The following is a 22,893-nucleotide window of genomic DNA, read 5'->3' on the forward strand; positions in this document are numbered from 1 at the left end:
ATGTATATGAAGAAGCGGGTGGAGCTATCCCAACTGGCAGGGTGTCCTATGCATGGTTTTGTGGGAATCGTGCAGCTGCCCCCAAAAAGAAAGAGATCCGCTGCGCTATGTAGAAATAGAAAGAAAAGAAAATCGTAAAAGTGGTGAGCGCATGATTTATACCGTTACCTTGAATGCTTCCATCGACTACCATGTATGGCTTCAAACATTGACTCAAAGCAGCATTCACGAAGCGCAAAAAGAGTGGAAATCAGCAGGTGGAAAAGGGATCAACGTCTCGAAAGTGCTGCGAAATCTTGGGCTGCCGAGCGTAGCTCTTGGTTTTGCAGGCGGCTTTACGGGGGCATTTATTCGACAGGAGCTAGAGCGGGAAGGCATTGTTCACCAGCTCATTTCTACTGCAGAAGATTCGCGAATCAATATCAAAATCAAGGCGGGGACAGAAACAGACATAAGTGGCGTGTCGCCCTCGATCCCAAGCGAAGCCCAAGGCCAGCTCCTAGGCCAGCTCGATCTTTTGACGGGTAATGATGTGCTTGTGCTCGCAGGGAGTGTCCCTGCAAGCATGCCCGCAGATTTCTACGGCTCGATCATGCAACGCCTGCGTCCGCGAGGTGTAAACGTGATTCTCGATGCGAAAGGAAAGGCGCTTGCCCAGGCTCTGCCAGAGGGACCTTTTTTAATCAAGCCCAACCAGCACGAGCTTGGACAACTTTTTGGAGTGCAGGTAACGACTTTCGAGGAAGCCGTGTATTATGCAAAAAAGGCGATGGAAATAGGGGCAAGCAATGTGATTGTGACTCTGGGAGGGAACGGAGCGGTGTTGGTGAGTCCGGAGACGGAGCTGGTCGCACAGTTCCCGAAACAACAGGCTGTCAATTCAATAGGTGCTGGGGACTCGGTAGTTGCAGGGTTCCTGTATGGAGTTTCACACCAGTGGGAAATCAGGGACGCCTTTCGTTATGCTGTTGCGGCAGGCTGTTCGACTGCGATTTCAGAAGGTTTTTGCACACGTGAGAATATCGATGCCTTTCTACCTCAAATTACTCTCATAGAGCGTTAAGCGAGTAGAAAGAAGGCCACATAAAGCTATCTTCTAGGTAAAGTCATTTTTCGAAGTCAGCCTCCCTTGGCAGGGGCTGGCTATTTTTTTTGCTCGTGGTGGGAATGATGAAGTTATAGAGAAAGGGGAAGGATGGTGCAAATGGTAGGGACTGTAATCGGTACGACGCATAAAAAAACGAAAAAGAGAAGAATCCTCACCAGAGCGTTCATTATATTCGTAGGTGCTTTGCTCGTATCAGTCGGGCTGGAAATTTTCCTTGTCCCCAACAACATTATCGATGGCGGGGTGACAGGACTCTCCATTATGCTATCTCATTTGACAGGCATGAAGCTGGGGCTCTTTTTATTTCTCTTAAATCTCCCATTTTTAATTATCGGCTATAAGCAAATCGGAAAAACGTTTGCCATCTCGACCTTATTCGGGGTCGCGGTGATGTCTGTGGGTACCTTTCTTTTGCTGCCGGTACCGAGCTTGACACATGACCTGCTTCTCTCGGCCGTTTTTGGCGGCATTATCGTGGGGTTTGGGGTAGGGTTGGTGATTCGGGCAGGAGGCTCACTAGATGGCACCGAGATCGTCGCGATTCTTTTAACCAAGAAAAGCCCGTTTTCCGTGGGCGAAGTCGTCATGTTTTTTAACATTTTCATACTGGGCAGTGCTGGCTTTATTTTCGGATGGGATCGGGCGATGTACTCCCTGATTGCCTATTATATTGCCTACAAAATGATTGATCTGACGATGGTCGGTCTTGAGCAGTCAAGATCGGTCTATATCATCAGTGACAGCCCCGACGAGATAGGCGACGCTCTTGGTGCGCGGTTAGGGCGAGGGATTACCTACTTGAGCGGAGAAGGCGGGTATTCCGGCGAGGATAAAAAAGTCATCTTTTGTGTGATTACCCGATTGGAGGAAGCTAAATTAAAATCGATTGTGGAGGAAATCGACCCGACCGCCTTTTTGGCTATTGGTCATATTCACGATGTGTCGGGTGGAAGATTTAAGAAGAAAAACATTCATTAAGTGCATGGAACGGGCATTCCCCTTGCTGCAGATGCAATGCTCTGAAAGCAAGGGTAGCGAAAAATGATTATTTTTTCAGAACCTTGTAAATCCACTGTTGATTTTTAAGCTTTATGTATTTATGATAAATCTATTAAAAATGAAATGAACATTCCGAAATTCGGAACTGCGGAAAAACAGAGTCAAGTGGGATGGTGAAATATGCGTACAAGCACGATATGGAGCAATGACGGCATCTTTTTTTCGCTGAACGACAATGCATCACCAAAGGGAATCCGAAATCGGATGACCGTTCCTTCTCAGCGATCAAGCTGGGAATCAGCTGCCATGGTCGAGCTGGCGGGGAGAATCGGTCTTCATTTGCCCGATTTGCCGCTTCCTGTTTACGAGAATCTGTTTGCAGAGGATCGACTCGACTCTCATTCGGCGGGTGAGATGCCAGCGGACCAGCGCCATTTCCACCTCGTTCTCGGCCATGAATGGAACTGGCTGACCGATATCCTGGGAGACAGAATCCATGCGCTAGAGCCCTATCGCCAGAACGAGCAGCAGGAAAATGGAATTCTACAGGTGATTCCAGAAGAAGAGGGTACGATTTTGGTTGTAACGGGAACGTCACCCCTGATGACGCTTCATGCAGCGCGCGCTTTGGTTGCCGAATCATTCGATTACAAAAGTCTCCTGCAAAACGGTCATGTGCTGCTAGCAGCAAAGCAGGGGAGCGGCCCGAGAGAAGCTAGACCAGAGAATAGACGGCAGCCGTCCTTTTACTCCTTGCATAACCTCTTTACGACAGAAGGAATCTATCAAAGAAAAGAGGGAGAGCTCCTCCCGACACTCGATGTCAGCTTGTCTGTGAACCGAGCCGCTCAGGAAGAAACCGTTGCATTTATTGAGCTGGGAGCAAGACTCGCTCAGGTAGCCGGAGCGGTATGCTTCCCCTTGACTCATACTCTTGGAGAGACAGCGGCTTCAGAGCGCTTTGTCGTGGAGATCGATACTGCCGTAGAAGAAAAGGAAAACCAGCAGAAGCTTCAGCTGAGCAATCAAAAGCGTTCACTCAAACTGATCAGTCACTCAGATCATCTCGTCGCTTTTACGCGGGATATTCTCGACGAGGGATTGGAGCCTCTTGATTCCTGGAAGAAGGATACATGGCGGCATCGATTTTCACAGCTGAAAAGCAGCAGTTCTGATGTAGCGATACGTGCTCAGCTAGGAATGCAAGCGTTTACGCTTCATCAGGCTGACGAAATACAAACCCTGCACGTACCAGAGCACCTCTTTTCGCCTGTTGAATTGTGGCAAACCTATGTGGGGGATAGAGAGAAGGACAGATCAGTTTCTCTCCAGATGGAAAAGGAAGAGCCAATATGGGCAGCGGAGTGGAAAGACGCTGGTGAACTGGAAGAGATTCAAGCGTATTTGCTCGGGCAAATCGAAAAGCTGCAAGCGGGTATAAATCCAGTCGGGTCGCTAGAGCTGGAAGTCACGACCACTTGCAGTGAGCCGACCTTTCACGAGTGGTCACAGCAGCTTCAGTCCAAAATCCACGAACAATGGGGACTGCTCTTGCGCTTTGTTTACAGAGATGCCAACAAGTCGGGGCTAAACTGGGCGATGCAAGAAGTTCTGCCACACATCCAAGAGCTTGCCGGGATCGATCGTGTCGAGCTTCAAGCACGCGCATTCCAGCCTAGCGAAAAACATCTGGATCTGGTTCATCGTTTTTTGCAGGAGCTGTATCCGTTTGATTCGATTTTGGCGAACGCAATGGATCTCTCCCTGGAGCAAATCTCGTTGAAGCTGATGGAGGATGCAGCGGCCACGATGTTTAGTGTGGCTGCCTTTGACCAGAGTGGGCGTGAGATAAAGGCGTGGCGATGGGAAGGCTGGGTGGAAAGCCTGCCTTACATGCCTGGACAACCAAAGAAGGGGAACGTAATGATCCCTTTCGCAGGAATTCGTATTTACGAAGGAGCGACAGGCAACGAAATCGCTAGCAAGTCTTTTCCTACCAACCCGTATCGTTTCTGGAAATGGTATCAAGATTCTGTCCTCCCGCAAGTCTTGGAACAGGTAGGAAGCAACCCGGGTGTTCCTAAGTTTTCCAGGCTTGAATGCCACGTAGGGATGGATGCAGTAGAGAAGAAATTGCCGCATTTAGAAGAGAACAGCTCTGTATTGGAAGCCTTGCACGAGGACATTTACTTCTATACGCTGCATGCCATGCACGATCATGGAAAAAGAGTAGGGGATCCGGAATGGGACGCACCTGGAGGCATTCTCCCATTCATGCACGTAGAATCAGGAGCGAAGCCATGGGCAAGCGTAGCGCTTTATGCGTTTCCTTCCGAACACTGGGTCTGGTATACCAATCATGAGCAGCAACGAGAGGTAATCCATCCCCCCGCTCCTGAGCTTTTTGCGGAGGCGCGAATCACGGAGCAAACTTCAGCTGATGGCCGTTTGGCGTTTTCGTTTGAGGGAGTTGGCGAGCCTCGTTTGGAAAAGGAATGTGGGGAATGGCTCGCTGCAGCAGCATATTCTGCGCAGCCTATCCTACAGAACGCACCGAATCTGCAAGAGAAGAAATCTATCTGGGAGGACGTTTTCGTCAACGAAGATGTGCAAGGCTGGCTAGACGAGAGAGTAGGACACATCCCCGGCAGTGTGACTCCGATTGACTTTTCTTTGAACGGAAGCTGGATTTGGCTGGTCGAGCTGTTCGCTAAGGGGAAAGCTGCCAAGTCATCCTCTCGCCTCGAGAAGCACGGGCTGTATAAGCCAACCTTTTTTATCAATGCGAGACATCATGCGAATGAAGTGTCGAGCACAAATGCTGCTCTGCAAATGATCGAGAAGCTCTCGGTTGAGCCCGCGCTGCTCGAATCGGTCAATCTGGTGATCGTCCCATTGGAAAATGTGGATGGAGCTGCTTTGCATGCAGAGATGGCGAAAGAAAGCCCATGCTGGAAGCTGCATGCCGCGCGTTATAACGCGTGCGGGCTCGAATTTGCCAAGTATCGCTTCCAGGAAGGCGTCTCTTTTGGCGAAAGCCGTGTCTACCCGAAAGTGTGGGAGCGATGGGCTCCGGACATCGTATTGGATGATCACGGGATTCCATCTCATGAGTGGATTCAGCCATTTAGCGGATACAACAGTCCGCCGCGTTTTCCGGTCTCGTATTGGATTCCGAGTGCGCGTATGTACACGATCTGGCGGGAGTTGACAGAAGCTACCCATGAACAGCGAATCGCTTATGAATCCCTTCGTTCGTATCTGACAAAAAGGCTCGATGAAGATCAGGAAATAGCCGCGGACAACAAGAGCTGGCTGCAGACCTACAGGCTATGGGGCAATGATTTTGACAAAGTGCATTTCCCGATTGAATTGTCCAATGGAAGCATTGCCTATACACGGGACAGCCCGATCAATCGCAGCTCGCATGATCTAATCGAAAGGTTCCCGGAATGGGTTACCGCCGATTTGATGACAGAGGTGAATGACGAAACGGTCTATGGGAAAGAGCTAGCCGCATGCCGACATGCTCATCATGTTGTGCACCAGGCGATCGTTGACTGGATGAAAGATCGGCCCATCGAAGTTCGTGTTTGCCAGGAAAAATGGGCAGACGGCGTGACTCGGATCGGTCTTCAACGCACCAGACCCTTGTAGGAAAAACCACATCCACCATCGTTTGAAGGGAGTTTTAGTATGGTTCTGATTGGCGTTGCGATTGTTATCATTGGCTTCATTGTACGGTTAAATCCACTTTTGGTAGTTACGGTAGCAGGTCTTGTCACAGGGCTTGTGGCCCAGCAATCTCTTTTTGACATCATTGAGCAGTTTGGAAAAGCCTTTACCACCAACCGGTACATGGCGATTTTTATCGCTACGCTGCCAGTCATCGGTTTGCTGGAGCGCTATGGCCTTCGTGAGCAAGCTGAGTCGGTTGTGGCCAAGATCAAGGCGGCGACAGCGGGCAGAATCATCAACGTGTATTTCTTTATTCGCGAAGTAGCAGCCGTATTCGGACTGACGTCTATAGGTGGACATGCGCAAATGGTTCGGCCGTTGGTAGCACCGATGGCGGAAGGGGCGGCAGAAGCCAAGTACGGTAAAGATCTTCCCGACGATGTGCGTCAAAATATCCGTGCACACTCTGCAGCAGCAGACAATATCGGTGTATTTTTCGGAGAAGATGTCTTTATCGCGATTGGCGCCATCTTGCTCATGAAAGGCTTTTTCGACCAGAACAACATTCCGTCCGATCCACTCCAGATGGCCATGTGGGCGATTCCTACCGCGATCGCGGCCCTCATCGTTCACAGTATTCGTTTGAATATGCTGGACCGCTCGCTGGATCGCAGGTTTGGGAATAAGCAGAACAAATCCGCAGGGAAGGGGGAATAGGCTTTGTTTCTTTCGATTGAAGCTGTTTACATTTTTCTAGGTATCATCACATTGCTCGGAAGCTTGTATACCTTCCGCGATCAGAAAAATCCGAGACGCGTGACGTCAGGACTCTTCTATTTTCTATATGGGATCAGCTTGCTGCTTGGCAGCGTCATTCCCCCGTTTGTCATGGGACTTCTCGTGATTGTCATGGTCATTATCGTGGGCGCCGGAGGCTTGAAAGTAGGGAGCTATGGCGAAGCGAGTGGGGAAGAGCGTCAGCAGAACCGCAAGCGATTGGGCAACTGGCTGTTCCTGCCTGCCCTGCTGATTCCGGTTATTACGATTCTCGGTACCACTGGTATGAAAGATGTGAAAATCGGTGAGCTGTTCATTCTGGATCAAAAGAACATTACGTTGGTGTCACTGGCACTGGCTACGTTGATCTCCTTGATTGTCGGAGTGGTGATGACGAAAAGCCGTCCGATGACTCCGATTAAAGAATCCCGTCGTTTGCTGGAAGCCATCGGTTGGGCAGCAGTACTCCCACAGATGCTGGCAACACTGGGAACCATCTTCACCAGCGCTGGTGTGGGGAAGGTCGTCTCGGATTTGGTCAGCACCATTATTCCGACACATTCCTTGTTCTGGGTCGTTTTCGCTTATTGTGTAGGGATGGCTTTGTTTACGATGATTATGGGCAACGCGTTTGCAGCCTTTCCGGTGATGACCGCAGGGATCGCTGTCCCGCTCTTGATCGGTCAATTCGGTGTGGATGCCAACCATTTGGCGGCGATTGGGATGTTTGCGGGATATTGCGGGACTCTGATGACGCCGATGGCAGCGAATTTCAATATCGTGCCAGCAGCTCTACTTGACTTAAAAGACAAAAACCATGTCATTCGTGTACAAGTGCCTACTGCCTTGATTCTCTTATGCTTTAACATCGCGCTGTTGTATTTCATTTCGCTGTAACAGTCAAAGTTACGTTCTCTAAACTTCAAACAAATGATAAAATATGGACAAACAGTACCTGAACACGGGGGATAAGAAGAGTCCATGATTCAGAACAAAAACAAGACGGTCGTCAAATCGATGGAGCTGCTCAATCTGTTCATTGAGCACTCCCGATTGAGCCTCAACGAAATGGTAGAGCTGTCAGGGATTCCGAAAACGTCCATTCATCGGATGGTAGGCTCCTTGGAGGGGATGGATTTCCTGCAAAAGGGTGAGGACGGCAAATACTCGCTCGGACTGTTGTTCCTGCAGTTTGGTCAGCTTGTCGCAGAACGGTTGGATATTCGTCAAATCGCCTTGCCAGCCATGACGAAGCTGCGAGATCAAGTAGAAGAGGCTGTGAATCTGATTATCCGAGACGGGAAGGAAGCCATCTACATCGAGAAGCTGGATACGAATCACCCTGTTCGGCTCTACACCAAGATCGGCAGGAGATCTCCTTTGTATGCAGGAGCATGCTCGAGAATTATCCTCTCTTATATAGAAGAGAAAGAACGTGAGCGGTATTTGCAGGAAACGGAGCTGAATCCCTTCGGCCATGGAACCATTACGGATAAAGAGCGGCTTCGGCAAGAGCTGGAGCAGGCTCGCGAAAAGGGATATACCATCAGTTACTCGGAGCTTGAGAATGATACGGTATCGATTGCAGCTCCGATTTTTGATCATACTGGCCGTTTAGTAGCTGGCATCAGCATTGCGGGTCCACAGGTGAGGTTTGAGAAGGAGCGGATTCCGGACCTGATTGGGCATCTGTTGAAAACATCGGAAGAGATCTCACGAGAACTAGGATGGCGAGGCGCAAAATAAGGACTACCATCCGGGAAGGGGACCAGTCATGAAAACAATACTTGTCACCGGATTTGATCCGTTTGGAGGCGAATCGATTAATCCCGCCTGGGAATCAGTCAAGCGCCTAACGGAGCATCAATCCTCGGACTACAAAGTAGAAGTACGGCAAATTCCCACTGTTTTTGATAAATCGCTGGAGCATTTGTATGCAGCAATCGAGGAAACACGTCCCGATATCGTTTTCTGTATCGGGCAGGCTGGAGGAAGAACAGACCTCACCGTTGAGAGGGTCGCAATCAATGTCAATGATGCACGCATCCCCGACAATGAAGGCAATCAGCCGATTGACACAGCTGTGGTAGAGGGGGGGCCGGTGGCGTATTGGTCGAGCCTCCCCATTAAAGCGATCGTGAAGAGGCTGCGGGAAAACGGGGTTCCCGCCTCGATCTCCCAAACGGCAGGCACCTTTGTATGCAATCACCTGTTCTACGGATTGATGCATAGGATCGCCACTACGAATCCTTCCATTCGAGGAGGATTCATCCACATTCCGTATTTGCCAGAGCAGGCAGCGAGGCTGGCAGGTCAACCGAGCATGGCCGTCGAAACCATTGTAAAAGGGCTGCGCATTGCTATGGAAGCGGCACTGGCCCATGAAGCAGATATCACGATGATGGGTGGGCAAATTAGTTAATCAAGAGGAGGGAATCTCCTCTTTTCCTTTATCCATAATTCGGAATGATAATCCCGATAATCGGAATGAAAGGGGCGGAAAGGTGATTAGCCACGAGTTCTTCCCTTTAGGGGATTCAGGAGTTGTGGTCAAGCTGGGAAACACCATTGACCAGAGCACACATCAAAAAATAAAAACGCTGTCAGATCGTTTGCAGGACGAACGGCCGAAGGGAATGGTCGAAATCGTTCCAGGGTATACGACGGTCACTGTGTATTACGATCCAGTTGCTTTGTATGATCCAAGAAGCGATCAAACGCCTTATGAGAGAGTCACTGCGTACCTTCGCGAGATCATTACGCATGCCGAAAGCGAGATTCCCAGAGAGCCGAGGCTCGTGGAGATACCTGTTTGCTATGGAGGGGAATGCGGACCCGATCTGGAAGAAGTGGCAAAGCACAGCGGACTGGCTCCGGAAGAAGTCATTCGCATTCATTCGGAGCAGCAATACTTGGTGTACATGATCGGCTTTGCGCCTGGGTTTCCTTATTTGGGTGGACTGGATGAGCGGATTGCGACTCCGCGCCGGTCCACTCCACGTACGGCCATTCCGAGGGGAAGCGTTGGGATTGGAGGCGCTCAGACAGGGATCTACCCAATCGTGAGCCCAGGAGGATGGAATATTATCGGTCGAACGGCCCACCCTTTGTTTCGCCCGGAGGATCAGGAGCCGAGTCTGCTTCGCGCAGGTGACTTGGTGCGCTTTCGCCCCATTTCCTGGGAAGCCTTTCAGGAACAGCAGGAGGTGACTCCATGAGTGTAGAGGTGATTCAGCCAGGCGTTTTGACCACGGTGCAGGACCTGGGGAGAATAGGCTATCAGCAGCATGGAGTCATTGTTGGAGGGGCGATGGATACATTCGCCGCACAAATAGCCAATATGCTCGTAGGGAACCAGCCAACAGACGCTGTTCTCGAACTGACCTTAAAGGGTCCGAGCCTGCTCTTTCACGAGGATCTGTTGATTGCGGTTTGCGGTGGGAATTTTGTCCCTTCTATCGATGGGAGACGGATGCCAGCTAACCGCCCCGTTTGGGTGAGGCGTGGAAGTATCCTGCAGTTTTCCCATGCCAGACAAGGCTGTCGAGCTTATTTGGCAGTGGCGGGAGGATGGGATGTTCCTGTCGTGATGAGAAGTCGCAGTACCAACTTCCGAGCAGGATTTGGCGGCTATGAAGGGAGAATGCTGCAGGGGAAAGACGTAGTAAAATCAGGCGCTCCGGGTGATTACAGCCGATATCTCGCGAGCGAGTTGGCCAAGCAGGCAGGCACGAATCCCTTTATCCAAACAGACTGGTTTGTCCCGAAAACCATGCTTGCCTACATGGGACAATCGGTGATCCGGGTTATGCAGGGAGAGCAGTACCCTGATTTTACCGATCAAAGCCAGAAGGATTTTTGGGCGCAGTCGTTCCAAGTGACTCCACAGTCCGATCGCATGGGCTATCGGCTGTCGGGACCCATATTATCCCTTTCCTCCCCGCTGGAGCTGACTTCTGAAGCCGTAACCGCAGGAACGATCCAGGTGCCCCCTAGCGGACAACCGATTATTTTGTTGGCGGATCGTCAAACCATCGGCGGATACCCGAAAATTGGATATGTAGCTACGGTGGATTTACCGGTTTTTGCACAGCTCAAACCAGGTGATACCGTTCGTTTTCAGCCTGTTTCTGTTCGCGATGCACAAAAATGGCTGTACGAAAGAGAGCTCGAGCTAAAACAACTGAGGGTAGCGATGCAACTCGCTGCTGGATGGAGGTAAAAGATGAAATACGTTGATATCAACTGCGACATGGGCGAGAGCTTTGGTGCCTACCGTTTGGGAAATGATAGAGAGATTTTAGACTACATCAGCTCTGCCAATATTGCCTGCGGCTTTCATGCAGGAGATCCGGCAACGATGAGAAAAACCGTGCGCATGGCTTTGGACAAAGCAGTTGCGATTGGCGCTCATCCGGGTCTACCCGATCTCGTCGGCTTTGGCCGACGCAATATGGATATTTCACCCCAAGAAGCGTACGACATGGTCGTGTATCAGGTCGGGGCTCTGCAGGCGTTCATTCAGGCAGAGGGAGGCACGATGCAGCATGTGAAGCCGCATGGTGCGCTCTACAATATGGCAGCGACAAAAGCACCGCTCGCCGAAGCGATTGCAGAAGCGGTCTACAAAGTGAATCCGGCCCTCCTTTTATTTGGATTGGCAGGCAGTGAATTGACACGGGCCGCAGAACGCATCGGCTTGCGAACAGCGAACGAAGTATTTGCAGACAGAACCTATCAGCAGGATGGAACGCTCACCCCGCGCAGTCAGCTGGATGCCATGATCACCGACCAGGAACAATCTCTGCAGCAGGTGGTGCGCATGGTAACAGAAGGGCGCGTTCTTTCGCGACAGGGGGTCGACGTATCGATTCAGGCAGATACCATTTGTATCCATGGAGATGGGGCGCATGCCTTGGAATTTGCCCAAAATATTCATGAGGCGTTTGCTCGAGCAGGAATCCAGCTGCGTGCGTTTGCAGCCAAGAGCTGATTTTTATGTTCGATACTGAAGGAAGAAGCCCGACGCCCAGATCATCACTCGGGCTTCTTTTGTTTTCTGCTCTGCTTTTTTGCTCCATAGATGATAGAGAACCAATATGCAGGGGATATACTCGATTTTGATACTGTGGATCCGAAGAGAACTTGAGTGCTTCTTTGATATCTTGATGTACAATCGTTTACACAAGTATACACTTCCGTCATTTTACTCAGAGTGATCCTCAGCCACATGACAAACATGAAAGCCATCCGATAATCGGGCGGCTTTTTTGTTTGTCTTGATGTGATTTTTAGTGGAGGTGAGATCATGAGTACTTGAAGAGAATTTACCAAATCACCCATGTTGTTTACCAATAAGGATATTTGAAAGTTGATATACTTCATTATACAAATTAGATAGATCTGTGGTGTAGCGATGAGTACATAATCGGTTAATTCCTGAAACTTATTATCATTTATTACCTAAGGTTGTATAAGAGAAGCGGGGAAGGGAACATGAAAACCAAAGCAGTCAGCCTCTTTTTATTGCTGCCGCTGTTATTCGCATTCGTATGCGTACCAATGGCACAAGCAAAAACGGAAGAAGAGTCCATAGAAGAAGTTCTTGATATGGACAGACAACTCAATATCTACAAAAGACCATGCAGTTTTTAGAAGCGGTAGCCAATAAAAAGGGAGATCAGAAGCTGGCCAAGAAATTGGCAAAGAAATCAGCGTCTTTGGCCAAAAAGAACAAAGAGCTGCATGTAACGCCGAAGGATAAAAATCGAAAAGTCCATCAACAAAAGATAAAGAGACAACTCTGCAACATCAAAAGCCTGAAGAGCGCTTATGAGAAGCAAAGCTCCACCTACAGGAAGCAGCTCATGCCGAGCTTTATCGACCAAGGGCAAGCCACAAGGACAAACCTATTTCGTCTACGTATCTTCCGCGGAACAAGCAGGTGTGCATACACGGCTGACGGTGTCAATGGATCCGAGTGCAACGGTCGCTTCCTCTCTTCTGCACGAATCGTCCGCCAATAGCGTTACCGTGCAAACACTCCCAGCTGGCCAGCAGCCGGTCATTACACGCAATAGCAACACACAGCTCACCCTTCAACTGACAGGAAAAGCAGTCGAGCACGAGAGCAAGCATCGTATCGAAGGAATTACCGTCACCATTCCCAAGGGTAAGGTTGTAGGGGCCATCTCTAACGTGGTCTCCAGTCCATTCGGTATTGCCTTTACAGATACAGAAGCCATCGTGCGCGATGTACCGCAAGATTTGAACGTCGCGGCTGGGCATAGACGGAAAATCGATGCGAATCAAGAGATGGCAACAAAAATCACTAAGTCTTCTACTCATTGGCGTGCTCCTGCTACCTGGTGTAGTCCACGCCGAGCCAGCGCCGTCAGTGATCCTGCGGGATCGGACTCCACTGCACAAGTAGCCGATACAAAACAATGGGTGCAAGCTGCCAAAGAAGCGATGAAGTCCTTGGTGTAATGGCGAAACCGTACATCGAACAAGCGGCAAAGGGCTCCTTATAGAGTCCTTTGTTTTTTGTTATTAGAGCAGGTGGTGTGGGTAGCGTGAGGCCGTGTGTAATCCGAATTTCTTCGGAAGTTTCCTTAAGGCAAAACTGAAATTTTGTGCAATATTTAAATCATTCTTAATATTTTGTAGCGTTTTGGGGTATCGCTGTCTATAATCAAGGTGTGATTTGAAATTAGGTGCAAGCAATGAACAAAATTTCAGAGAGGAGGGACAGGATGTACACCCAAAGGGAAATGATTCGGGTCGCCAAGCTTTACTATGAAAAAGGGATGACCCAGCAAGAAATTGCGGCCCTCGAAAATATCTCCCGCCCGACTGTCAGCCGGATTTTGGACGCAGCCATTCAAGAAGGAATCGTCACGTTCTCGATCCAGTATCCGCTGGAGTCAGTAGATGACCTGGAAGAAGAATTGAAAAAGAAATTGGAGCTCATGAAGGTCTGTGTCGCGCCCGCCATTATTCCGGAGCCATCTTTTATCTTGACGGACGTGGGCAAGCTGCTAGGCGAGTATTTAAACGAACTGGTATCCGACGGAGATACCATTGGCATCTCCTGGGGAAATAGCCTCACCTATGCAGCTAAGCAGCTGAAGACGGTGAAGCGCAAGAACGTTCGCGTGGTGCAACTCAACGGCGGTGTGAGCACGACGGCTTTCTCCACCGGCGCGATGAACATCCTCGATCAGTTTGCCAGAGCGTTCGAAGCCCAGCCGCATGCCCTGTCAGTCCCGACCATTTTGGATTCCAGCGAGATTGTCGCAGCGCTTTTGAGCGATTCCAGTATCCGCGAAATTATAGCAGTGGGCAGGGAAGCAAACATAGCCGTTTTTGGTATCGGGCGCACTTCCTATCAATCGGTTCTGAATCTGGCGGGATATTTTAAACAGGACGAGTATGACAAGCTGTTGCAAAAAGGGGCGGTCGGCGATATTTGCTCCCGGTTTTACTCCATCGACGGATCGGTCAGCGACGAGCAGCTCAATGATCGGACAATCGGCTTGCAACTGGACGATTTGCGCCGCAAGAAGCATACGATTGCCATCGCGTGCGGAGAAGATAAGGTTCCGGCGGTACTTGGAGCCGTTCGTGGAAAATACATCAATACACTGTTTACCGATGAAAATACGGCAAGAGAATTGATCAAACAGCATGATCTTGTGCAAACAGCGGAGGTGCAGCATAAATGAAAGCGGTTAAATTGTACGAACCAGGCAACCTGCAGATAGAAGAAATCGACATTCCCGAGATTGGGGCACGCGAAGTGCTGGTAGAGGTAAAAGCCGTCGGTGTATGCGGGTCTGACATTCCTCGAGCGTTGTATAAGGGGGCGTACTACAAAGGGCTGACGCTAGGGCATGAGTTCTCCGGCCAGATCGTCAAATGCGGTCCGGAGGTGGAGGGGTGGCAGGCAGGCGATCGCGTTTCGGTTGCTCCCCTGATCCCGTGCAATGAGTGCCAATACTGCCGGCAAGGCGATTACTCGCTGTGCGAGGACTACAATTACTATGGTTCTCGTACGGATGGCGCCATGGCGAATTATATAAAAGTCACCCCAGACAATCTCGTGCGTCTCGGCGACTCCGTTTCCTACGAAGCGGGTGCGATGATCGATCCGGCGGCCAATGCAATTCACGGATTGTGGCGCGGGAAGTGTAAAGCAGGCGATACCGTGGCGGTGTTCGGCCTTGGGGCCATTGGGTTGTTTGCCGTCCAGTTTGCCAAGGTGCTGGGGGCAAAGCAGGTGATCGCCGTCGATATTCACGAGGAAAAGCTGGAGCTGGCTCAGAAACTAGGAGCGGACATCGTGATCAATTCAACGAAGGGGGATCCGGCTCGGGAAATTGTCGAGAAAACGGGCGGTGCCGACTTCATCCTCGATACATCGGGGTCGCCGATCGCGCAAAATCAGGCGGTTTGCTCGGCAGCCAAGCAGGGACGTGTCGTCTTCCTGGGCATTTCCAACAGCGAGCTGACCTTGAGCAAAGAAGCGGTCAACAACCTTCTGCGCTACGAGCTTGCCCTGTACGGTTCGTGGAACTCGTTCTCCAATCCGTTCCCTGGACGCGAGTGGTCGTTCACCGCTGAACTGATGGAGGAAGGCAAGCTGCAGGCTGAGCCGTTGATTTCGCATCGCTACCAGCTCGATCAGGCACCGGAAGTATTTCAGAAGATTAAGAATAGAGAGCTGATTTTCAATAAAATCATGTTCCTGCCCAACTAAGCAAGGGGGGTATAACATGACAACACATAAAGGCTTGGTAGCGGGTATCGACTTTGGCACGCAGGCATTGAAGTTCAGCTTGTTTACGCTGGAGGGCAAGCTCGTCTGGAGAGGGGAGCGCTCCTATCCGACCTTCTTCCCTCTGGCGGGCAGGGCGGAGCAAAAGCCGGAGCATTGGTGGCAAGCGCTTGTGGAGGTGCTGAAGGAAGCGGCGAATTTCGTTTTGCTTTCCCGGATCGAGGGGATTGGAGTTTGCGCGACGTCTTCCACGGTCCTCGTAGTAGATGAAGTGGGCGTGCCGCAAACACCGGCGCTTCTGTGGATGGACAATCGGGCGGTTGACCAGGCAAAGGCCATCAATGAAAAGGCGGACCCTGCTGTGAAGGAAGTTCTCCGGTATTCAGGAGGAAAGGTATCGGAAGAATGGATGGTGGCCAAAGTCCTATATCTCAAGGAGCATGGCTATTTGACTACGGGAAGAAAAGTAGTCGAGCAGCTGGACTGGATCAACTTCAAATTAACAGGCAGGTGGTCTGCCTCTCAGTGCAATGCCGTCTGCAAATGGAACTACCAGGTTGGCAAAGGTTTTTCTCCCGCCTTTTTTGAAGCGATCGTTCTCCCCGACTATCAAAAGCTGTGGCCGCAGGAAGTCATCCCTGTTGGAAGTCGGGTAGGCGAGGTGACAGAGCAGGCTGCTGTAGAGCTGGGCATCGCTCCGGGCATTCCCGTCTTTCAGGGCGGAATCGATGCGCACATCGGCATGTTGGGGGCAGGCGCTGTGGAGCCGGGCCTCATGAGCTTGATCATGGGGACGAGCTTTGTCCATCTTGTCCATACCGAGAAGCCTATTTTTCACGAAGGGCTGTGGGGTCCTTATGAAAATGCCATCCTGCCCGATCAATGGCTTATTGAAGGCGGACAGCTTTCCTGCGGTTCCTTGACGACCTGGTTTTTGCAGCAGTTTTACCCTCATGTGTCTGCCGAAGAAATGGGATCAGTGTATGAGGAAGTAGTGGCGGAAGCCGGAAAGATTGCGCCGGGCAGTGACGGATTGGTCATGATGGACAGCTGGCAGGGAAATCGGACGCCTTATCGCGATCCGCTCGTGACGGGCTCGATGGTCGGGTTGACCCTGGCACATACACGCTATCACATCTTCCGTGCCATTCTGGAAGCGACAGCATACGGAACACGCAATATTATCGCGGCGTTTGAAGACTCCCATGTGCCGATCAAACGGATCATCGCTTGCGGAGGCGGTACCAAAAACGCACTGTGGATGCAGATTTTAAGCGATGTGACGGGGCTCGTCATTGAGACCTTGGAGGAGACAGAGGCCGGAAGCAAGGGAGCGGCCATTGTCGCGGCTTACGGACTGGGCAAATATCCGAGCCTGGCCGATGCAGCCAAGGCCAATGTCCGATCAGGGCGTGTCTATAGTCCGCAAAAAGAAGCCCACGAGAAGTACGTCCGGTATTTTGCCGCCTATCTGGATTTGCATGCAGCACTAATTCCGATCATGAAAGGGTTGGCATCACCTGAGAAAGGAGATGGGATGAGATGACGGAGATCCTCAGGATGCAGAATATATCCAAGGCGTTTCCGGGAGTGAAAGCGCTGCAAAATGTGGACTTCTCCGTGAACAAAGGGGAAATTCACTGCTTGATCGGTGCCAATGGGGCCGGGAAATCCACCTTGATGAAAATTTTGGCGGGCGTCCATCCAAAGGATGAAGGCGAGATCTATCTGGAAGGGGAGAAGGTGCACATCTCCACTCCTGCGGACAGCAAACGTCTTGGCGTCATCACCATTCATCAGGAGCTTTCACTTGTGGAGCATTTGAGCGTAGCGGAAAACATCTTTCTGGGCTCCTACGCCAATCCGCGATTTGGCATGGTTTCATGGAAGCGCTTGCGGGAGCAGGCGCAGGAGCTGATCGATCGTCTCGGGATTGCGATCGATGTCGATACCCCGGTGTCCGAGCTGAGCATGGGTCACAAGCAGATCGTGGAATTGGCCAAAGCTTTGCAGGCAAATGCGAAAGTCATCATCATGGATGAGCCGTCCACGACTTTGTCCGAGAAGGAAATTCGCACGCTTTTCACTATCATTGAAGAGCTGATTAAGCAAGAGATCACGATCATTTACATTTCGCACAAATTGGAAGAGCTGTTTGCCATCGGTGACCGCGTAACCGTCCTGCGCGATGGCAAGTGGGTGGCCACGCAGCAATTGAGCGAGCTGGATCAAGCCCGCCTGACGGAGCTGATCATCGGCTACAAGATGGAGCGGCAGGAGTGGAATACGGAGCAGCAGCACTTTTCTGAGCTGCTCCGAGCGGAGGGACTTCGGACGCGCCATATTTCCAATGTGTCGTTTTCACTGGGAAAGGGAGAGGTCCTCGGTCTGTACGGACTTGTCGGGGCAGGCCGGACAGAGCTGCTCAAAGCCTTGTATGGAGTCGATCCCCTTCTCTCCGGCAGCATCTATCTCGAAGGCAAAGCGGTGAGCATCGATAGTCCGAGCAAAGCGATTGACTTAGGGATGGGACTCGTGCCGGAAAACCGGAAGACGGAAGGGGCGATTCTCGGACTGAGCGTCGAAGAAAATGCCATCCTGCCAGCCTACGGTCGCTTTGCGAGCGGCGGCGTCATCCATCCTGGGCGCATTCGAAGTCAGGTCGAAGAAAAAATCCGCGAGCTGAATGTGAAAACGCCGGATGTGCTGACATTAATGGGCAACCTGAGCGGTGGAAATCAGCAAAAGGTTATCATCTCCAAATGGTTGATCGGCCAGTCCCGAATCATTCTGTTTGATGAACCGACGCAGGGCATAGACATTGGCGCCAAGCAAGAAATCTACAAGATCATTCAGAAGCTCGTAGCAGAGGGAACCAGCATCATCGTCGCCTCGTCGGAAATCAATGAGCTCCAGGAAATCTGCAACCGAATCCTCGTCATGTTTCGAGGGAACATCGTCGGAGAATTCCGCGATCCTGGAAGACAGAAGGAAGAAATACTCAATTACGCAGTGACAGGGGGGACTACGTTATGGAACACGTAAGGGAAGTGAGCAGCGAGAAGAAAACAGCGCCCTCGTTCGACCTTGGCAAAATGTTGCGCAAATACAATCTGTTTTTTCTGCTGGCGGTCTTTATCGTGATCGGCTCTGCGCTGTCACCCAAATTCTTGACCATCCAAAACTTCCTGAACCTTCTGCAGCAATCCGCTGTAGTCGGGATCATTAGCATCGGAATGACCTTTGTTATCATCGTGGCCGGGATTGACTTGTCTGTCGGCTCTGTTATCGCCTTGGCGGGAATGGCTACGGCGCTCGCGATTCCGTACACGGGCGTATTTGGCGCCATTTTACTGGGGCTAATCGCCGGTGCCGTCATGGGCTATATCAACGGTTTGGTGACAACGAAGCTCAAAGTGCCCGCCTTTATCGCCACGATGGCTATGATGGTGGCTGCCCGCGGTCTGGCGCTGCTGTTCACGGATGGAAAGCCTGTGTACAACCTGCCTGAGTCCTTTCGCTTTTTCGGCAAAAATCTCTTTGACCGCATCCCGGTCTCCGGAATCATCTGGATTGTCCTCACGATCTTGGCTGTGCTCGTCCTGCGCTATACCACGTTTGGGCGCAAGCTCTACGCCATTGGCGGCAATTCGCAATCAGCGCATTTGTCCGGCATACAGGTGAATCGGTATATCACCTACACGTACATCATCAGCGGCGTGCTTTCCGCCTTGGCGGGGATCGTTCTCGCCTCCTGGCTTACCGTAGGGCAGCCTACCGCCGGAAAAAGCATCGAGCTGGATGCCATTGCCGCTGTGGTACTCGGAGGAACGAGTCTGTTTGGCGGAATTGGCGGCGTCGGCGGTACATTCGTCGGAGTTTTGCTGATGAGCATGATTACCAACATTTTTAACCTGCTGGGACTGTCCTCGTACTTCCAATCCATTTTCATGGGCGCCATCATCGTCCTGGCACTGGTGCTGAATCGGTTTGTGATCTCTAAGCAAACCAAAGACTTATAATGCATGATTGGGTTTCACATTCTCCACAAGAAGGATAAGGGGGATTTCACATGAAGAAAACAAACAAATGGCTTATGGTTTCCGCGCTTTTCACCAGCCTGGTCTTTGCTGGCTGCTCGTCGCAGCCATCTGCTTCCGAGGGCAGCGGCGGGAGCACAGCTGCTGGCGGCGAAAAAAAAATCGTCATCGGCTTCTCGCAAGTGACTTCCGAGTCGCCCTTTTACACGGCGCTGGTCGACGGAGCGAAGGCAGAAGCAGCGAAACAAGGCGCAGAACTGGTTGTAATGGATGCGCAGAACGACATCGAGAAGCAAAACGCTGACGTACAGGATCTCATCACCAAAGGAATCAACGTGCTGATCTTGAATCCGACGAATCCGACGGCGGTAGTGCCTGCCCTGACAGCAGCGAAGCAAGCCAACATTCAGGTCGTGACCGTCGACCGCCCGACCGAGGAAAAAGTAGCGGCTTTTGTCGGACGCGATAACAAGGAAATGGGCCGGATCGCCGGAAAACAAGCGGTTGCGCTTCTGGGCGGTGAAGGAAAGGCATCCGGTAAAGTAATCGAGCTGCAAGGCGACGCCGGCGGCAAGGTGATGATGGATCGCCACGATGGCTTTCACGAGATCGTAGGCAAGGAGCCAGGAGTCAAAATCGTGGAAGGGCCGTATTCGGACTACATTCGTTCCAAAGCGGTCAAAGCATTCCAAGACCTGCTGCAGGCGAATCCGGATGTGAATCTGGTATACGCGCACAACGATGACATGGCTCTTGGAGCGCTGCAGGTGCTGGAGCAGGCCAACATGCTAGACAAGGTGAAAATCGTGGGCATCGACGGCCTGTCTGAAGCGGTGAAAGCGATCATCGATGGAAAATACAGCGCAACGGTCTTCAACGATCCGATCAAGCTCGGCTCCATCGTGGTCGATACGGCGCTGAAAGTAGCAAAAGGAGAGCAAGTTCCGGAATACGTGGATGGTGGCACGGGCCTGATAGATGCTTCCAACGCGAAAGATGTCTACAACGAAAAAGACGTGTTTGCCCAAATGAAATAAGGAGGCGTCCAGGATGATTGCATCTTACATCGATCACACTCTTCTGAAACCGGAGGCCACAGAAGAACAGGTGATGAAATTATGTGTGGAAGCTCGCGAGTATGGCTTTGCCTCCGTCTGCATCAATCCTTCCTTTGTTGAGCTGGCAGCCTCCATGCTCCAGACCTCGAAGGCGAAGGTCTGCACGGTCGTCGGCTTTCCGCTTGGAGCCAATACAACGGCAATCAAGTCAGAGGAAACGAGAGAGGCCATCCGTAACGGCGCCGAGGAGATCGATATGGTCATCAATATCGGTGCATTAAAATCAGGCAATTCCAAACGAGTGGAGGATGACATCCGTGCGGTCGTGGAAGCGGCGGAGGGCAAGCTAGTCAAAGTGATTATCGAAGCATGCCTGTTGAACCGAGAAGAAAAGATTTTGGCCTGCCAATTGTCGGAGAAAGCGGGTGCCCACTTTGTCAAAACCTCGACAGGCTTTTCAACAGGAGGAGCGACGGTAGAGGACGTAGCCTTGATGAAGGTAGTAGTGGGAGAGCGCTTGGGTGTAAAAGCATCAGGAGGAATACGGGACCTGGCTGCCGCCAAACGCATGATCGAGGCCGGAGCCACGCGCATTGGTTCGAGCAACAGCGTCGCCATCGTGAACAGTTAATGGCTTCACATGCTGCAACGGATGAGAGAGAGCTTCTCATCCGTTGCTTTCGCGCGCTTTTTACAGAGAAAGCTCAGGAGGATAACTTGTGAAGAGGATGAATCGCCTGCGGATTTTTCCGCGAATCATGCTGTTGCTGGTCCTGATGCTGGTCACCATGACCGGGATATGGTTCTCGGGCTTTTACTACTTGAAGGAAACCGGCAAAAACATGCAAGTGGTTCACCAGAACAATCTGGTGCCGATTTTGGAAGTCGGTAAAGTTCGAACGAATTTGCGTACGATGGAGACCCTTTTTTATCAGATGACATTGGAGGTGGACACAACCAAGCACAATACCCTGATTGGACAAATGATGGCGCTGATCAGCGAAAACAACCAATTGCTCTCTTCCTTTTCCGATTCCGTGCAGGAGCCGGAACAAAGGAAACGGCTGGAGGAACTGATGGGAATGCTGAAGCAATACCAGGAAAAGCGCTCTGAGCTGATCCAGCTGGTGCTGCATCAGGAGGGCGGGGCTGCCGCAAGCCAGTATCAGACGCTTTCCCCCTTGCTACAGGAGATAAACAATGGTTTCCAGGAGCTGATGGCAGCCAAGGAAAGCGAAGCAGTCGCAAACTATCAAAGGACCACAGCGGATGGAGCCAATGCCAACCGGATCATGATCGTGATCCTCGCGGGAGCAGGGGTGGTGTCCGCACTGTTTGGCATTGGGATTGCCCGCTCGGTGTCGCTGCCCGTGCAGCAAGTGACGGAGTGGATTACCGCATTTGCTGAGAAAACAGCCAGAGGCGAATCAGACTTGACTCAGCGGGTGTGGATCCAGGCATCGGGTGAAATCGGCACACTCATTTCTTCGTTCAATGTGTTTATCGAAAAAGTACAGGAAATCGTCCATACCACTAAGGAGAGCGTCGACGAACTGCTCCTCTCTGCGGAAGGCTTGCAACAAAGCGCGACGCAATCGTACGCTGCTTCGACAGGCGTGCGAGCTTCGATGAAGGAAGTCTCTGCCCTGACAGAAGAGCAGCTGTGCAGCACCGAAGAGGTGGGGGCTGTTGTCGTGCAGGTGAGTACGGGTTTGCAGGAGATTGCGGACAGGACGTCTGCCATCGCGGAAGCATCAGCGGTGATGACTGGAGGAGCGCAGCAGGGAAACAGCTTGCTGCGGGCAGTCGTGGAGCAAATTGAGCTGATGGATGACAGGGTAAAAGAGACAGCAACGACGATCCGCAACCTGGGAGAGAAATCGCAAGAAATCGTCCTGGCCTTGGGCGTCATTTCAGATATTTCCAAGCAGACCTCGCTGCTTGCGCTCAATGCAGCGATCGAGGCGGCGCGTGCGAGTGAACATGGGAGGGGATTTGCCGTGGTCGCTGACGAAGTTCGCAAGCTCGCCGAACAATCGCAGCAGTCCGCTACGCTGATTGAACGATTGATCTCAGAAATCAGGAGCGGTTCGCAGCATGCCGTGACGGCTATGGAAGACATGGTTCTGGAGGTCGAGTCGGGCCTTGGGTCGGCTCATGAAACCGGAAACGCTTTTGAACGAATCATGGGCTTGGTGGAAGAGGTCACAGCTCAGCTGCAGGAAATATCGGCTGCCTCCTTGCAGGTCAGCGCCGGCGCCCAGGAGACGTCGGCTTCCATGCAGCAGTTGACTTCGTCTGCGCAGACGGTATCGATCCACAGCAAAGAGGTCGTGGTCCATACGGAGGAGCAGCTCGCTAGCTCCGAAAAGGTCAGTCAGATGGCAGAACTCATTGGAATGAGAGCAGAGCGTATGAAATCGATTGTGGCTGGATTTCATACGTAGTTTGCTG

General features: G+C 51.5%; 20 protein-coding genes. All 20 read left to right on the top strand.

Going from position 1 to position 22,893, the window contains the following annotated elements:
• Positions 1-52 precede the first annotated feature (52 nt).
• The 20 genes from pfkB (at position 53) to ACLIN2_RS14465 (ending at position 22,886) form a co-directional block, all read left to right on the top strand.
• Positions 53-1,063 (top strand): 1-phosphofructokinase, encoded by a 1,011-nt coding sequence (gene pfkB, locus ACLIN2_RS14370; protein ID WP_411504376.1) that lies wholly within the window; start codon positions 53-55, stop codon positions 1,061-1,063.
• A gap of 141 nt (positions 1,064-1,204) precedes the next feature.
• On the top strand, positions 1,205-2,086 hold the full coding sequence (locus ACLIN2_RS14375; protein WP_411504377.1) for a YitT family protein: 882 nt from the start codon (positions 1,205-1,207) through the stop codon (positions 2,084-2,086).
• Positions 2,087-2,287: 201 nt separating this feature from the next.
• A complete protein-coding gene (locus ACLIN2_RS14380) occupies positions 2,288-5,764 on the top strand; it encodes a M14 family metallopeptidase (protein WP_411504378.1) in 3,477 nt (1,158 codons plus the stop codon).
• 39 nt (positions 5,765-5,803) lie between these two features.
• Complete coding sequence (locus tag ACLIN2_RS14385) at positions 5,804-6,502, top strand: DUF969 domain-containing protein (RefSeq protein WP_092270275.1); 699 nt, start codon at positions 5,804-5,806, stop codon at positions 6,500-6,502.
• A gap of 3 nt (positions 6,503-6,505) precedes the next feature.
• Positions 6,506-7,459, top strand: a complete 954-nt coding sequence (locus ACLIN2_RS14390; protein WP_092270272.1) for a DUF979 domain-containing protein — start codon at positions 6,506-6,508, stop codon at positions 7,457-7,459.
• 84 nt (positions 7,460-7,543) lie between these two features.
• The gene (locus ACLIN2_RS14395) at positions 7,544-8,308 is read left to right on the top strand and encodes an IclR family transcriptional regulator (RefSeq protein WP_092270269.1); all 765 of its coding nucleotides are present in this window, start codon (positions 7,544-7,546) and stop codon (positions 8,306-8,308) included.
• 28 nt (positions 8,309-8,336) lie between these two features.
• Entirely contained in the window at positions 8,337-8,984 is a 648-nt protein-coding gene (pcp, locus tag ACLIN2_RS14400) for a pyroglutamyl-peptidase I (protein WP_411504379.1), read from the top strand.
• An 85-nt stretch (positions 8,985-9,069) separates the two neighbouring features.
• Positions 9,070-9,780 (top strand): 5-oxoprolinase subunit PxpB, encoded by a 711-nt coding sequence (gene pxpB, locus ACLIN2_RS14405; protein ID WP_411504544.1) that lies wholly within the window; start codon positions 9,070-9,072, stop codon positions 9,778-9,780.
• A complete protein-coding gene (locus ACLIN2_RS14410; protein ID WP_411504380.1) occupies positions 9,777-10,784 on the top strand; it encodes a biotin-dependent carboxyltransferase family protein in 1,008 nt (335 codons plus the stop codon). Before pxpB ends, ACLIN2_RS14410 begins: the two co-directional genes overlap by 4 nt.
• Positions 10,785-10,787: 3 nt before the next feature.
• A complete protein-coding gene (locus ACLIN2_RS14415; protein WP_092270257.1) occupies positions 10,788-11,555 on the top strand; it encodes a LamB/YcsF family protein in 768 nt (255 codons plus the stop codon).
• A gap of 503 nt (positions 11,556-12,058) precedes the next feature.
• Positions 12,059-12,217, top strand: coding sequence for a hypothetical protein (locus ACLIN2_RS14420; RefSeq protein ID WP_400581917.1), 159 nt, complete (start codon positions 12,059-12,061; stop codon positions 12,215-12,217).
• A gap of 177 nt (positions 12,218-12,394) precedes the next feature.
• Positions 12,395-13,051, top strand: a complete 657-nt coding sequence (locus ACLIN2_RS14425) for a hypothetical protein (protein WP_411504381.1) — start codon at positions 12,395-12,397, stop codon at positions 13,049-13,051.
• Between the two features lie 266 nt (positions 13,052-13,317).
• A complete protein-coding gene (locus ACLIN2_RS14430) occupies positions 13,318-14,289 on the top strand; it encodes a sugar-binding transcriptional regulator (RefSeq protein ID WP_411504382.1) in 972 nt (323 codons plus the stop codon).
• Complete coding sequence (locus ACLIN2_RS14435; protein ID WP_411504383.1) at positions 14,286-15,323, top strand: galactitol-1-phosphate 5-dehydrogenase; 1,038 nt, start codon at positions 14,286-14,288, stop codon at positions 15,321-15,323. Before ACLIN2_RS14430 ends, ACLIN2_RS14435 begins: the two co-directional genes overlap by 4 nt.
• Positions 15,324-15,339: 16 nt before the next feature.
• A complete protein-coding gene (locus tag ACLIN2_RS14440) occupies positions 15,340-16,887 on the top strand; it encodes an FGGY-family carbohydrate kinase (RefSeq protein WP_411504384.1) in 1,548 nt (515 codons plus the stop codon).
• Positions 16,884-18,386: a sugar ABC transporter ATP-binding protein gene (locus ACLIN2_RS14445; protein WP_411504385.1), complete on the top strand. Its 1,503-nt coding sequence runs from the start codon at positions 16,884-16,886 to the stop codon at positions 18,384-18,386. Before ACLIN2_RS14440 ends, ACLIN2_RS14445 begins: the two co-directional genes overlap by 4 nt.
• Positions 18,374-19,363: an ABC transporter permease gene (locus ACLIN2_RS14450; RefSeq protein ID WP_400581909.1), complete on the top strand. Its 990-nt coding sequence runs from the start codon at positions 18,374-18,376 to the stop codon at positions 19,361-19,363. Before ACLIN2_RS14445 ends, ACLIN2_RS14450 begins: the two co-directional genes overlap by 13 nt.
• A gap of 50 nt (positions 19,364-19,413) precedes the next feature.
• On the top strand, positions 19,414-20,418 hold the full coding sequence (locus ACLIN2_RS14455) for a substrate-binding domain-containing protein (protein WP_400581908.1): 1,005 nt from the start codon (positions 19,414-19,416) through the stop codon (positions 20,416-20,418).
• A 13-nt stretch (positions 20,419-20,431) separates the two neighbouring features.
• Positions 20,432-21,070: a deoxyribose-phosphate aldolase gene (gene deoC, locus ACLIN2_RS14460; protein ID WP_400581907.1), complete on the top strand. Its 639-nt coding sequence runs from the start codon at positions 20,432-20,434 to the stop codon at positions 21,068-21,070.
• Positions 21,071-21,167: 97 nt separating this feature from the next.
• Positions 21,168-22,886 (top strand): methyl-accepting chemotaxis protein, encoded by a 1,719-nt coding sequence (locus ACLIN2_RS14465; protein ID WP_411504545.1) that lies wholly within the window; start codon positions 21,168-21,170, stop codon positions 22,884-22,886.
• Positions 22,887-22,893: the final 7 nt, after the last annotated feature.

Origin of the sequence: Brevibacillus centrosporus, assembly GCF_046622605.1 — a bacterium.
Classification (GTDB): Bacteria; Bacillota; Bacilli; order Brevibacillales; family Brevibacillaceae; genus Brevibacillus; species Brevibacillus centrosporus.